Origin of the sequence: Alienimonas californiensis (assembly GCF_007743815.1) — a bacterium.
In the GTDB taxonomy this organism is placed as follows: domain Bacteria; phylum Planctomycetota; class Planctomycetia; order Planctomycetales; family Planctomycetaceae; genus Alienimonas; species Alienimonas californiensis.
On record NZ_CP036265.1, the window covers coordinates 3,812,661 to 3,826,613 of the forward strand.

The following is a 13,953-nucleotide window of genomic DNA, read 5'->3' on the forward strand; positions in this document are numbered from 1 at the left end:
CGTCTGGCCTCGCTTGCGCTTCGGGCTCACAGGGTGGGGAATTACAGCTTTTCGCCCAGCAACCGGGCGACCTCGTAGACGTCCTTGTCGCCGCGGCCGGAGAGGCAGATCACGACGTGGTCGTCCGCCGGGCGGTTGCCGGCGGTGTCGAGGACGTATTGGATCGCGTGGGCCGTCTCGACGGCGGGGATGATGCCCTCCAGTTCGCTGCACTTTCGGAAGGCCGACAGGGCGGCGTCGTCGCCGACGGCGACGTACTTCACGCGGCCGCTGTCCTTCCAGTAGCTGTGCTCCGGGCCGACGCCCGGGTAGTCCAGTCCGGCGGAGACGCTGTGCACGGGGCTCGTCTGGCCGTCGTCGTCCTGCAACACGTAGCTGAACGACCCGTGCAGCACGCCGGGGCGACCGAAGCTCAGCGTGCTGGCGTGGTCCCCGGCGTTCGGGCTGCGGCCGCCGGCTTCGACGCCGACCAGCGTGACCGATTCGTCCTCCACGAACGGGTAGAAGATGCCCGCGGCGTTCGACCCGCCGCCGACGCAGGCGACGACCTCGTCCGGCAGGCCGCCGAAGTGCTCCGATGCCTGCTGCTTCGTCTCGCGGCCGATGACGGACTGGAAGTCCCGCACCATCTTGGGGAACGGGTCCGGGCCGACGACGCTGCCGATGATGTAGTGGGTGTTTTCGACGCTGCCCATCCAGTCCCGCATCGCCTCGTTGGTCGCGTCCTTGAGCGTTTTGGAGCCGCTGGAGACCGGCCGCACCTCGGCCCCCATCAGTCTCATGCGGAAGACGTTGAGGGCCTGCCGGCGGATGTCCTCCTCGCCCATGTAGACGATGCACTCCAGCCCAAAGCGGGCGCAGGCGGTCGCCGTGGCGACGCCGTGCTGGCCGGCGCCGGTCTCGGCGATGATCCGCCGCTTGCCCATCTTGCGGGCCAGCAGGGCCTGACCCAGCGAGTTGTTGATCTTGTGGGCACCCGTGTGGTTCAGGTCCTCCCGCTTGAGCCAGACGTTCGCCCCGCCGCAGTGGTCGGACAGGCGGTCCGCCCGGTACAGCGGCGTGGGCCGGCCGACGTACTCGCGGAGCAGCCCGCGGAACTCGGCTTGGAAGTCGCTGTCGTCGGCGAGGGCGGAGTAGCCCTCGGCGAGTTCTTCCAGGGCCCGCATCAGCGTTTCGGGTACGTAGCGGCCGCCGTGGGCGCCGAAGCGGCCGGCGGCGTCGGGCACGCTGGCCGACGCCTTGGCCGGGGCGGCCCCAGAGTGGGCGGCTTCGGACGGGGCGGCGGCGGGCGGATCGGTCAGGGCGGGCATGGGCGGATGATCGGGCGGCCGGCGCCGGGCGGCAAGCCGGGGGCGGGGCGGTCGAGGAGGGACGCGGGAGGGCGGGGACTGAACCGTCCGCACGCCGGCGATCGGCGGCGGACGCTTGAAGCGGCCGGGAGGCTCCGTCCACACTCCGGCGGCGTCCGCCGTCCCGGGGGAACCGCAGCCCCGCCCCGGATCGAACCGCCGCCGTGCCCGACCCGTCCCCGTCCCCCGAGTTCGCCCCCCTCGCCCGGCTGAGGGAGCAGGTCTCGCGGGTGCTGCTGGGCAAGCCGGAGCCGATTCGACTGGCCCTCGTCGCCCTGCTGGGCGGCGGGCACATCCTGATCGAAGACGCCCCCGGCGTCGGCAAGACGAGCCTCGCCAAGGCGATCGCCAAAAGCCTCGACGGGACGTTCACCCGGTTGCAGTTCACCCCGGACATGCTGCCCAGCGACATTCTGGGGGCCAGCCTGTTCAAGCCGGACATGGGCGAGTTTGAGTTCCGCCGCGGCCCGATCTTCACGAACGTCCTGCTGGCGGACGAGATCAACCGGACGACCCCCCGCACCCAGTCGGCCCTGTTGGAGGCGATGAGCGAGGGGCAGGTCAGCGTCGAGGGGGCGACCCTGCCGCTGGAGCCCCCGTTCTTCGTGATCGCGACGCAGAACCCGCTGGAAAGCGAGGGGACCTACCCGCTGCCGGACAACCAACTGGACCGGTTCATGGTCTGCACCGGCATCGGCTATCCGGACCGGGAGCACGAACGCCGGGCCCTGATCGACCACGCCGGCCGCGACCCGCTGGACGACGTGGCGCCGGTGATTTCCCGGCAGGAACTGAAGGCCCTGCGGACGCGGGTCGGGGCGGTGCGGGTGGACGATTCGCTGCGGGATTACCTGCTGGACATCGTGGAGGCGACGCGGTCGCACGCCGATCTGGTGCAGGGGGCGAGCACCCGCGGGGCGCTGACGTTCGACACCGCCGCCCGGGCCGCCGCCGTGCTGGACGGGCGGGATTACGTGACGCCGGACGACGTGAAAGGGCTCGCCGTGCCCGTGCTGGCCCACCGCCTGGGCGTGCGGGGCACGATGCGGGAGGGCCGCCGGGAGAAGGCCGGAGCGGTGGTGCGGCAGATCCTCGCCGAGGTGCCGGTCCCCGGCTGAGAGACGTCTCCGCCGGATCCGTGGGTCGGGCTGAGGGGAAAGGGATTCGTCTCGCCCCGGTCGGGACGAACGACTAAACCCCCCGCGCCCGAACCATTCCCCGGACCGCTCGCCGTGCTGAATCGTCTGCCGTTCGCCCTGCTCGCCGCCCTGTGCGTCGGCGCCCTCGCCGCCCCGGCCCACGCCCGTCGTCAGGCCGCCGACCCCGGGGCCGCCCAGGCAGAGCCTGCCAAAGTGCGGGCCCGGGCGTTCTTGAAGACGGACAAGCTGCCCGCCGGCGCCCGCACGGAGGTCGCCGTGGTGCTGGACGTGCAGCCCGGCTGGCACGTCAACACGAACCCGGCACCGTCCAAGTACGCGGTGCCGACGACCGTCACCGTGGAGACCAGCCGCGGCACCCGGGTTGGCGAGTTCGCCTACCCGACGCTCCCCCCCGCGACGGCGGGCGGGCCGCGGCGGCCGGTCACGGAGCTGAGCGGCCGGGTCGTGCTGCGGGCCCCGGTACAGGTGCCGGTCGAAGCGGCCGGGGGGAACGAACGGCTGACGGTCACCGTGAAATATCAGGCCTGCAACGCGAACAGCTGCCTGCGGCCGAAAACGTTGACGTTCGGCGGTATGCTGCCCGTCGCCGCCCCCGGCGCCCCGGTGCACCTCGCCAACGCGGAGTGGTTCGCCGACGACGCCGACGGGCCGGACGCCACCCGTACCGCCGAACGTTAGAACGCTCGGGCGTTCGGCCCGAACCTTAGTCAAACCGTATTGCTGATGGACGTCTCCCCCCCGACCGGGAACGAGGCCGCGCTGGTCAAAACGAAGATCGTCGCCACCGTCGGCCCGGCCTGCTGGAGCCCCGAGGGGCTCCGCAGCCTGGTGCTGGCCGGGGTGGACGTCTTCCGTCTGAACTTCGCCCACGGGGAGCACGCCCGGCTGGCGGAGGTCGTCGCGGAAGTGCGGCGGATTTCCGCGGATCTCGACCGCCCCGTCGCCCTGCTGGGCGACCTCTCCGGTCCGAAGATCCGCCTCGGCGAGCTGCCGGACGAGGGGCTGGAGTGCGGCCTCGGCGAGACCTTCAAGTTCGCCCGGGAGGCGGTGGAAACCGACCCCCGCACGCTGACCTGCACCTACGAGCCGCTGATCGACGACCTGCGGGTCGGCGACCGCGTGCTGCTGGCCGACGGCACCGTCGCCATGCGGGTGACCTCCGTGAAGGAGCAGGGCGGCTTGCCCGTGCTGGTGGAATGCACCGTCGAGCAGCCCGGCCTGATCCGCTCCAAGCAGGGCATCAACCTGCCCGGCGTGACGCTCTCCACCCCCAGCCTGACCGAGAAGGACCGGGACGACCTCGCCTTCGCCGTCCGGCAGGGCCTGGATTACGTCGGTCTGAGCTTCGTCCGCAAGGCGTCGGACATCACCGAACTGCGGTCCGCCATCGCGGATCACGAGGCAAAGTGCCCGCCGCAGATCGTGGCGAAGATTGAAAAATTAGAGGCCGTCGCCGAGCTCGAGAAGATCATCGCCGAGACCGACGCCGTGATGGTCGCCCGCGGCGACCTCGGCGTGGAGGCGGACATCGCCCGGGTGCCGGTGCTTCAGAAGCGGATCATCCGGCTCTGCAACCACCACCGCGTGCCGGTGATCACGGCGACGCAGATGCTGGACAGCATGCAGGAGTCGGAGCGCCCGACCCGGGCCGAGGCGACCGACGTGGCGAACGCCGTGCTGGACGGCTCCGACGCGGTGATGCTCTCCGGCGAAACCGCGATCGGCGCCCACCCCCGCGGGGCGGTGCGGATGATGAGCCGCATCGCGGTCGAGGCCGAGAGCGATCCCGATTTCCACGCCGCCGGCCTGCGGGCCGACGCCGACGAGGGCCGTCACCACGCCCACCCGATCACCGAGGCCGTCACCGAGGGCAGCGTCGCCGCGGCGGTGCAACTCGGGGCGAAGCTGATCGTGGTCGCCACCCACAGCGGCAAAAGTGCCCTGGCGGTCTCGGCGAAGCGGTCGCCGATCCCGATTCTCGCCCTCACCGATCAGGCGGACGCCGCCCGCCGGATGGCGCTGTACTTCGGCGTCACCCCGGTCCGCACCGACGCCGTCGCCGGCGATCCCCGCGAGGTGCTCGCCTTCGTGGTCAACTGGGGCCGCAAGCACGACGTGCTGCACGCGGGCGACCGCATCGTGCTGGTCGGCACCTCCAAGTGGAGCGCCAAGGGGCACGACCTGATGCTCGTCCATCAGATCGCGTAGGCGAGGCCGTGGGCGAGCGGTGGGCGTCAGCCCTCTGCTCGCCTTCTCGGTTCACAGCTTGAAGACCTCGCCCCGGTCCGGAACGACCGGGTCTTCGTCGCAGCAGTCGCGGATCAGGCCGGCGAAGCTTTGGGCGACGTCCGGCTCGCCGTGGACGAGGAAGCACCGGCCGACGCCGCCCTCGTTCGCCATCGCTTCGAACCACCATTTCAGGTCGTCCGCCCCGGCGTGGGCGGACAGGCCGCCGAACTGCTCCACGTGGCAGCGGATCGGCACGCGGCGGTCGAAGATCTCGACCCACTCCCGTTTCTCCGCAATCGCGCGCCCGGTGGTGCCGCGGCCCTGGTAGCCGATCAGGCAGACGCAGTCGTGTTCGTTCGGCAGGGCCCGGGCGAGGTGGTGCCGCACCCGGCCGGCGTCGCACATCCCGCTGGCGGAGATTACCACGAACGGCGGCCCGACCTGGTTGATGGCGACGCTGTCCTGCCGCGAGGTCGTGTAGAGCAGCCGGTCGAAGTCGAACAAATCGTCGTCGATCTTCAACATCTGATGGGCCTCCTCGTCCATCAGGTCCTGCCGGTCCCGATAGATCTCCGTCAGGCGGGTGGCCAGCGGCGAATCGACGTAGACCGGCATGTCCGGCAGCACGCCGAGTTCCGCTAACTCGTTCAGGTAGTAGACGATCTGCTGGGTCCGCCCGAGGCTGAACGCCGGGATCACCACCCGCCCGCCGTCCACCCAGGCCCGGGTGAGGATGCGGAGCAGTTCGCTGGCGAGGTCCCCCGGCGGGGTGTGAATCTTGTCACCGTAGGTGCATTCGGAGATCAGCACGTCGCAGCCCGGCAGCGTCGCCGGGTCCTTCAACAACGGCATCCCCCGCCGGCCGAGGTCGCCGGTGAACACCAGCCGGGTGGCGTTCGGGACTTTGCCGATCGACAGCTCCGTGATCGCCGAGCCCAGGATGTGCCCGGCCTCGCGGAAGGTCAGCTTGAGGTGCGGGTTCAGCCGCGTCGGTTCGTTGTAGGGGATCGGCTGGAACAGCTTGATCGCCCGCTGGGCGTCCTGCTCCGTGTACAGCGGCTGGGCGCCGGGGTGGTCGGGGCCGAACCGCTTGTGGCAGAAGGCGGCGTCCTCCTCCTGAATGTGGGCGCTGTCCCGCAGCATCACCGCGGCGATCCGGGCCGTGGCGGGGGTGCAGTAAATTTCGCCGTCGAACCCGTCCCGCACGAGCATCGGCAGCCGGCCGCAGTGATCGGCGTGGGCGTGCGAGAGAACCACCGCGTCCAGATCCCGCGGATGGCAGTCCAGCCGGCGGTTGTCCGCGTGGGCGCCCGGCCCGCCCTGGAACAGCCCGCAGTCCAGCAGGATGCGAAACGAGCGGTGCTCCAACAGGTGTTGGGACCCGGTGACCTCCCCGGCGGCGCCCAGGGCGGTGTAGGTCAGCGACATGCGGGCGCTCTCGCGAGGACGTGCGGGGGGCGGGGGGGGGAGCCGCCGGACGGCCAAGGGTGGGGAACGCCCGCACCGGACGCCAACGCCGCGGCCCCCGCGGGCGGATCGGGGCGTCCCCTTCCGGCCGCGACCGTCGATCGGCCACAATGACCCTGCGAGAAGTAATGACGAGAATCGCCGCAGTTCCCCCAACGCCGTCGCTCTCCCCGTCGTAATAGGGGGAGAGGACCGCCCATGACCGTCACGATGGCCGACTCCCCGGCCCGCCCGCCTGCCGACCCCGACGACTCCGGATTCTTCCCGGCGGTCGACGCTTCGGCGGACGATTCCCCGGATCAGGAGGAGGCCCGGCACGCCGCCGGCGAGGCCCGCCTCGTCGAGATGGCCCGTCAGGGCGACCAGGCCGCCTACGGCGAACTGGTGAACCGCTACGAACGCCGGTTGCTCCGCGTGATCGGCCGGTTCGTCCGCGACCGCGAGATCGCCCGCGATCTCGCCCAGGAGACCTTCATCAAGGTCTACCGCCAACTGGACAAGTTCGACGCCTCCCGGCGGTTCGGCCCCTGGCTGTTCCGCATCGGCGTGAACCTGACCTTGGATTACCTGCGAAAACAGAAGCGCCGCGGCCGCCGTCCGCTGTTCAGCGAAGTCTCGAAGGACCGCCCGATCGAACCGGAGACGGCAGACCCCCGGGGCAACCTGGACCTTTCGGAAGAGGTCGAGGCGGTGCTCGCAAAGATCCCGGAGAAGTACCGCAAGGTGCTGATCCTGCGGGACCTGGAGAACTTTCCCACCTCGGAGATCGCCGCCATCGAGGGCCGGAAGGAGGCCACGATCCGCTGGCGCCTGGCCGAGGCCCGCAACATGTTCGCCGAACACTGGACGAGCCGCTCGTCCGCCTGAGCCCTGCGTTCGCCCGAGCCCTGCGTTCGCCTGAGTCGTCCGTCCCGCTGTTCGTATCACCCCGCTTGGCCGCCCCACGCGACCCCCGTTCCGATGACCGTTCCCCCGCCTCCTCCCAGCCGCCCCCCGGCCCAGAGCCTCCTGACGAACGAGAGCCGGCGTGCGCTCGCGTTGCTGGCCGGCGACGACCTCGACGCCGCCGCCGCCACGCAGGCCCGCTCCCTCGCGGAGGAGTGCCCGGATTGCCGGGGCCACTACGAGTCGGTCCGCGAAGGGCTGGACGCGCTGCGTCGGTGCACGCCGGTGGAGCAGGGCGGCGGATTGTGGGCCGCCGTGCGGGACGGTCTGACGGTCGCCGAGCCGGCAGCCCCGCCCTCGGCGACCCGGGCCTGGATCCCGGCGTTCGCCGTGACCGCGGCCACGCTGCTGATCGGCCTGTTCGCCTACGGCCCCAATCCCGGCGAGGTTCTGCCGGGGTGGTTCGAGCCGCCCGGCGTCGTGCGTCCTGTCGGCGAGGTGGGGCCCGCGGAGCGGGAACGCCTCCAGCCGCGGCGTCAGGCGTACGACCGCTACCAGTCCGACCCGTTCGGCGGCTATCAGTCCGCCCCCTTCCGCAGCCACAGGGGCGGCGACACACTGTACGATCCCCGCTTCCCCAACCGTCCGTGACCGTCCCGCCGGAACCCCGCCGTGCCGCTGTTCGAATATCGTTGTCGATCCTGCGACGCCCGCTTTGAGGCGCTGGTCCGCGGCGCCGCCCCGGACAAAGCCGAGGTGAACTGCGAAGCCTGCGACTCCGCGGAGGTGGAACGGCTGATGAGCGCCCCCGCGGCGCCGGCTCGCGGCACGCTGCTGCCCCTCGCCGGCGGCTGCCCGCCGCCGCAGGCCGGCCCGTGCGGGACCGGCTGCTGCCGGCTCCCCGGGTGACGGAGGCCGACGCCCCCATTCTCGTCCGCCCCGCCGCGACTCGGGCCGAACAGGTCGCGGCCCTCACGCTGCTGTTGGCGGACACCTCCGCCCCCGACGATCTGCCCGCCGACGTGGAGCAGGTCGTCGCTCTGCATGCACAGGGCGAGTTGAGCCTGGACGGGCTGCTGATCGCGGCGGACGGCCCCTCGGTCGTCTTGGGGACCACGCTGGTCACGCCCGGCGCCGGCGGGGCCGCCGACCTGTTTCCGCCGCGGTTCGCTCGGTCGCTCTCCGCACCTGCGGCGTCCTCCGCGGCGACGGCGCTGCTCTCGGCGGCGGGAGAGTTTGCCGTCGCTGCGGGGTGCGATCGGTTACAGGCCTTCGCGGATCCGGTGCGAACCGACGACGCCGCCCAATTCGCCGCCGCCCGTTTCGACCGGATTGCGGAACTTCGACTGCTCCGACGGGACTGCTCTCGGCCGCTGGGATCTTACGCAGCGCCGTGGGACTCCCTGCGGACTCTCGCCCCGGAGTCAGAGCGCCTTTTTCGGGAGACAACGCGGGAGTCCTATGCCGGCAGCCGCGACGCCCCCGACGCCCGCGGGGCGGACGCCGACGCCGACTTCGCCGCTCACCAGGCCGCCGCCGGGTTTCGGCCGGACCTGTGCCGGCTGGCGCTGCGGGACGGGGAGGCGCTGGGGCTGGTTCTGATCTCCGCGTCCGGCGAGGGCGCCGCGGCGGAGTGGGATGTGTGCTACCTCGGCGTCTCGCCGGCCCAACGGGGGCGGGGCGTGGGGCGGGCATTGCTGAGGGACCGCCTCGCCGCCGCCCGGGACGCCGGGGCCGCCGCGGTCACCTGCGTGGTCGACGCGGCGAACGAACCGGCCCACCGGCTCTACGTCGCGGCCGGGTTCGTGGAGACCGGCTCCCGCGTGCTGTTCCTGAAGCGACTTGAGCCGGAAGCGTCTGCGGGCTGGAAGGAGCCGCGATCCGGGGGCTGAGGGCGCCGGCGGGAGCGATCGGCGGGGCGGCGCCGGGTGGGGCGACCGCACGCGTGGCAGCGACGGCGCCGACGGCGGCTCCGCGGGACGCCCCATTCTGCGTTCCGCAGGGCGGCAGGAGCCGGCTGCGGTCGATGCGGGAGGTAGCTTCGCCGGGCGCGTCCATGACGGGCCGCCGTCGAGCCCCGATCCGCCTCGCATGACGCACCCCGCTTTCCCCGTCGCCGCGGCGTCCCCCGCTTCGTCCCCGCCCGCCTCGTCCGCAGCGACGCAGGGTGCGGCGCCGGATTTGGCTTCCGTCGTGCGGCACTGCGTGGGGGAGCGGTCCTGGGGCGCCTGGTTCGAGGGGAAGTCCGCCTTCGAACTGGCCGGGGTCGAGCTGACGGTCAAGGCCGGCAGCCCGTTCGTGCTCACCTATCTGCAACGGCGGTTCTCCGCCCCGCTGCGGGACGCCGCCCGCCTGCTGGGCGGCCCGGCGGGGTGCGTGGGCTACGCGGTCGACGCGGCCCTGTTGGACGACGCGCTGGTCCGCGGCGAGGCGAAGCGCTCCCGCGGGGAACCGGCGGCGGTACTGCCGTTCCGGGCCCCGCACGCCGACAAGCCAGGGGCCGAGACGCCGACGCCATCCGCCGAGGCCGCCCCGGCCGTGGGGCCGGCGACAGGGTTGCACCGGCCGCGTCGGCTGCGGGACTTCGGGTCGTTCGTCGCCGGGCCGGAGACGGAACTGGCCCTCACCGCCGCCGCCCGGTTCGCCGCGGGCGCGGCCCGGACGCTGTATCTGTACGGCCCCAGCGGGGTGGGGAAGACCCATCTGCTGGAGGGCGCCGTGCAGACGATGCGACGCCGCACCGCCGGCGGCCGCGTGCTGCTGATGACCGCCGAGGCCTTCGCGAACCTCTACACCGACGGCCTCCGCGGCCGCGGGCTACCGGCGTTTCGGCAGAAGGTGCGGGCCGCCGACGCCCTCGTCATCGACGACGTGGACTTCCTCGACGGCAAAGAGGGCTTCGCCGAGGAGTTCCTGCACACGCTGCAGGAATACGAACGGCTGGGGCGGCCGGTGGCGGTGTCGGCGGACCGGCACCCGCGGTTGCTCACGAAGACCCCCGACGAGTTGCTGACCCGGCTGGCGTCGGGCGTGGTCACGCGGCTGGCCCCGCCGGACGCCGCCACCCGCGTGGCAATCCTGCGGCGGAAGTTGGAGGGCAAGAATCTGCCCGTCACCGCCGACGCCCTGAAATGGGTCGCGGAGCGTTTCCGCGGCAGCGTGCGGGAGTTGGAGGGCGCCCTGTGCTGCCTGGAAACGTGGCGGGAGATGACCGGCAAGTCCGTCACCCTGCCGGCCGCCCGCAAGGTGTTGAGCGATCTGGAACGGGATTGCGCCCGTCAGATTCGCCTGGACGATGTGGAGCGGGCGGTGTGCGACGCCGCGGGCCTCACCCCCGAGGAACTGCGCTCGAAGAGCCGGACGAAACGGGTGACGCGACCGCGGATGGTGGCGATGCATCTGTGCCGCAAGCACACCGGCGCCGCGCTGCGGGAGATCGGCGGGCACTTCGGCGGGCGCAACCACAGCACGGTGCTGAGCGCCGACCGCAGCGTGAGCGGCTGGCTGGCCGGGTCGGACGCCGCCGCCGCGGACGCCGTCGCCCTGATTGACGCCGCCGAAGCTCGCCTGCTGGCCGGGTAACGGCTACCCCGGGAGCCGCCGCGCGCGTGCGTCGCCGCACTCGTGAGTCGCTGCGGGGTCGTCGTCCGCTGTCTTCGGCCTCGAGCGGCGACGAGTCCCGGACGGCCCCGCGGGGACAGATCTCAGCGGCCGCCACGCCGTTACGCGGGCCGTGCGGCAGCCCGTACCGGCCGCGACCGACAGAACCGGCAGGGACCGAGCCGCGACGTGCGAAAAGGGACTGTAGGGGTCCCCCCGGTCCGGCGAACCGGGCAAGCCGCAGGCATGTTTCCGAAACGCCCCCAGTCCTCGCAAACGCTCGTTTGATGGCCCTTCCTGAATGTCCCGGCTGCGTCCCCGCCGCGGGCGCCCCCCTGCGGACGGAAACCGCCGGGGCATTCTTCGCGAATCTGTTCGACGCCTCGGACTTTCCGGCCCGCTGGTACTGCGGGAGTTGGACCGAACCACTGGGCTGGCTGCACATCGTCAGCGATCTGGGGATCTGGTTCGCCTACATGGCGATTCCGCTGGGTTTGCTGGCCCTGATGTGGCGCCGCTCCTGCCAGGCGACCGGCACGCTGGGCCAGCGCTGGCGGCACGCGATTCCGTTCCCGGGGCTGATGGTGGCGTTCGCCACGTTCGTGCTGCTGTGCGGGTTCGGGCACCTGGTGGAAGCGATCATCTTCTGGCACCCGATGTACCGCTTCGCCGGCGTGTTGAAGGCCGTCACCGCGGTGGTTTCCCTCGGCACCGCCGTCGGCGTGCTCCGGGCGGCGCCGCGGCTGCTGGCGCTGCCGGACCTGGAGGAACTCAGCGTCGAACTCCGCCGCGATCGCGCCCTGATGCGGGCGGTGATCGACGCCAGTCCGCACGCGTTGTTCTGGAAGGACGAACAGGGCCGCTACCTGGGCTGTAACGCGACCTTCGCGGAGTTCACCTCCCGCAGCACGCCGGACGCGGTCATCGACCTGACCGATTTCGAACTGGGCGTGCCCCTCGAAAACGCCCATCAATCCCGCCGAGACGACCGGCTGGTCATGGCGACCGGCCAACCGATGCTGGACGTCGAGCAGACGATCCGGGACGGCGCCGGCCGGCGGGAGCTGCTGACCAGCAAGGTGCCGTTGCGGGACGGGGACGGGGCGGTCCGGGGCGTCGTGGGGGTGTTCGCCGACGTCACCGAGGATCGCCGCGCCCAGCGGGAGCGGCAGGAGTACCACGTCAAACTGGCCCAGTCCGGCGTGGAGAACCGCCGGCTGGGGCTCGTGGCGAAGGCCACGCGGCACAGCGTCATCATCGCGGACCGGCAGGGGCTGGCGGTCTGGGTCAACGACGCCTTCACCCGCCTGACGGGCTACCAGTTGGAGGACGTCCTGGGCCGCAAGCCGGGATCGGTGCTCCAGGGGCCGGACACCGATCCGGCGACGACGCGCCGCATCCGCGAGCGGCTCCGCCGCGGCGAGGGCGTCAGCGAAGAGCTCGTCAACTACTCCAAGGACGGCACGGCGTACCCCATCCGCCTGGAGATCGAGCCGGTCCGCGACGAAGCCGGGACGATCACCGACTTCGTCGCCATCCAGACCGATCTGCGAGTCCAGAAGGCCTACGAGGCGGAGCTGACCGCCGCCAAGGAGGCCGCCGAGGCCTCGAACCGGTCCAAGAGCGCCTTCCTGGCCCACATGAGCCACGAGATTCGCACCCCCCTGAACGGGATCCTCGGCTTCGCCGACCTGCTGCGGGCCGGCGACGCGGAGCCCCGGCAGGCGACGGAATACCTGGACACGATCCGCAGCAGCGGGGATCACCTGCTGGGCCTCATCAACGACATCCTCGATCTATCCAAGATCGAGGCCGGCCGCGTGGAGTTCGACATCCGCCCCTGCGATCCGCACGCGATCCTGTGCGACGTCGTCAGCCTGCTGCGGGTGCGGGCCCGGCAGAAGTGGATCGGGCTGGAACTACGCTGGACCGGCCCGGCGCCGGAGACGATTCGCACCGACGCCGGCCGCTTCCGCCAACTGGTGACGAACCTCGTCGCCAACGCGGTGAAATTCACCGAGACCGGCGCCGTCCGGGTGCTCGCGCGGGTCGTGCCCGGCCCGGAGGGGCGGCCGGCGGACTCGCTGTTGGAAGTGGCCGTGCACGACAGCGGCGAGGGCATCCCCGCGGACAAACTGGACACGATCTTCGAACCGTTCTCCCAAGCCGACGCCAGCGTCACTCGGCGCCACGGCGGCACCGGGCTGGGGCTGCCGATCGCCCGGGCCCTCGCCGAGGGGCTGGGCGGGTCGCTGACCGCGACCAGCGCGTTGGGGCAGGGCAGCGTGTTCGTCGCCCGGGTGGCGACCGGCGACCTGACCGACGTGCCGACCTACGAGGGCTCCGACGGCGATTCGATCCGCAGTCATGCCGGCCCCCCGCGGGCGACGGCCGCCCCGCCGGCGCCCGCCGCCGCCGTCCCGGGGAACCTCCGCGGCCGCCGCGTGCTGGTCGTGGAGGACGGGGAGGTGAACCGCCGCCTGATCCGCGTGGTGCTGGAGCGGGCGGGCGTCGCTTTGGACGAAGCGGCGGACGGCCGCGAGGGCGTCGACGCCGCGGTCGCCGCCGCTGCGGCGGGCAGCCCCTACGAGGTCGTCCTGATGGACATGCAGATGCCCGTGCTCGACGGCTACGGCGCCGCCCGAGAGTTGCGGGCCTGCGGGTTCGCGGTTCCCGTCATCGCCCTGACCGCCCACGCGATGGACGGCGACCGGGAGAAGTGCCTCGCCGCCGGCTGCACCGACTACCTGCCCAAGCCGATCCGGCCGGACGCGCTGCTGAGCAAGCTCTCGGCCGTGCTGACCGCCGCGGACGCCCCCCCGCCCGCGGCGCCCACCGCCCCGCCGACGTCCGATCGACTCGAACCGCATTCGTCGGGTCAACCCGCCGAGCCGGACCTCGACCCGGTCCGTTGCGAACTGGCCGAGGAAGACGACGACCTGCGGGAGCTGGCGATGGAGTTCGTCGCGGAGTTGCCCGGCCGCCTGAGCGGCGTGCGGGCGGCGCGAGCCCGCGGAGACCTCGCCGCGGTCGCCGCCGAGGTGCACACGCTCAAGGGCGCCGGCGGGACGCTGGGCTACGCCTGCCTGACGCAACCCGCCGGGGCTCTGGAGGCCGCCGCGACGGCCGCCGCCGGCTCGACCGGCAGCGCCGCGCTCGGCCGGGTGGACGCGCTGCTGGCGGAGTTGGAGAGCCTGGCGACGCGGATCGGGCGGGGGGCGAACTGAGGCGTCGCATCCGCCGGACCCGAGAGCGAAGGCGGG

Annotated in this window: 11 protein-coding genes; 9 read left to right on the forward strand and 2 right to left on the reverse strand. The window is 72.3% G+C overall.

Annotated elements, in window-relative coordinates; all coding sequences use genetic code 11:
* Window positions 1–41 precede the first annotated feature (41 nt).
* Window positions 42–1,310, reverse strand: a complete 1,269-nt coding sequence (gene trpB, locus CA12_RS15010; protein WP_145359847.1) for a tryptophan synthase subunit beta — start codon at window positions 1,308–1,310, stop codon at window positions 42–44.
* 203 nt (window positions 1,311–1,513) lie between these two features.
* Between trpB and CA12_RS15015 the strand changes: the two genes are divergently transcribed.
* The 3 genes from CA12_RS15015 (at window position 1,514) to pyk (ending at window position 4,717) form a co-directional block, all read left to right on the forward strand.
* Window positions 1,514–2,467 (forward strand): AAA family ATPase, encoded by a 954-nt coding sequence (locus CA12_RS15015; RefSeq protein ID WP_145359848.1) that lies wholly within the window; start codon window positions 1,514–1,516, stop codon window positions 2,465–2,467.
* A 114-nt stretch (window positions 2,468–2,581) separates the two neighbouring features.
* Window positions 2,582–3,187: a protein-disulfide reductase DsbD domain-containing protein gene (locus tag CA12_RS15020; protein ID WP_165700782.1), complete on the forward strand. Its 606-nt coding sequence runs from the start codon at window positions 2,582–2,584 to the stop codon at window positions 3,185–3,187.
* A gap of 45 nt (window positions 3,188–3,232) precedes the next feature.
* On the forward strand, window positions 3,233–4,717 hold the full coding sequence (pyk, locus tag CA12_RS15025; RefSeq protein ID WP_145359850.1) for a pyruvate kinase: 1,485 nt from the start codon (window positions 3,233–3,235) through the stop codon (window positions 4,715–4,717).
* Between the two features lie 51 nt (window positions 4,718–4,768).
* On the opposite strand, the gene CA12_RS15030 is transcribed toward pyk, so the two are convergent.
* Window positions 4,769–6,166: an MBL fold metallo-hydrolase RNA specificity domain-containing protein gene (locus tag CA12_RS15030; RefSeq protein ID WP_145359851.1), complete on the reverse strand. Its 1,398-nt coding sequence runs from the start codon at window positions 6,164–6,166 to the stop codon at window positions 4,769–4,771.
* A 249-nt stretch (window positions 6,167–6,415) separates the two neighbouring features.
* Here CA12_RS15030 and CA12_RS15035 point away from each other — a divergent pair, with 249 nt between their 5' ends.
* The 6 genes from CA12_RS15035 (at window position 6,416) to CA12_RS15060 (ending at window position 13,917) form a co-directional block, all read left to right on the forward strand.
* Window positions 6,416–7,072, forward strand: coding sequence for an RNA polymerase sigma factor (locus tag CA12_RS15035; RefSeq protein ID WP_145359852.1), 657 nt, complete (start codon window positions 6,416–6,418; stop codon window positions 7,070–7,072).
* Window positions 7,073–7,165: 93 nt separating this feature from the next.
* The gene (locus CA12_RS15040; RefSeq protein WP_145359853.1) at window positions 7,166–7,741 is read left to right on the forward strand and encodes a hypothetical protein; all 576 of its coding nucleotides are present in this window, start codon (window positions 7,166–7,168) and stop codon (window positions 7,739–7,741) included.
* Between the two features lie 21 nt (window positions 7,742–7,762).
* Window positions 7,763–7,999, forward strand: coding sequence for an FmdB family zinc ribbon protein (locus tag CA12_RS15045; protein WP_145359854.1), 237 nt, complete (start codon window positions 7,763–7,765; stop codon window positions 7,997–7,999).
* Entirely contained in the window at window positions 7,966–8,982 is a 1,017-nt protein-coding gene (locus CA12_RS22170) for a GNAT family N-acetyltransferase (RefSeq protein WP_165700783.1), read from the forward strand. Before CA12_RS15045 ends, CA12_RS22170 begins: the two co-directional genes overlap by 34 nt.
* A 199-nt stretch (window positions 8,983–9,181) precedes the next feature.
* Entirely contained in the window at window positions 9,182–10,672 is a 1,491-nt protein-coding gene (locus CA12_RS15055; protein ID WP_145359856.1) for a DnaA/Hda family protein, read from the forward strand.
* Window positions 10,673–10,977: 305 nt separating this feature from the next.
* Complete coding sequence (locus tag CA12_RS15060) at window positions 10,978–13,917, forward strand: PAS domain-containing sensor histidine kinase (protein ID WP_145359857.1); 2,940 nt, start codon at window positions 10,978–10,980, stop codon at window positions 13,915–13,917.
* Window positions 13,918–13,953: the final 36 nt, after the last annotated feature.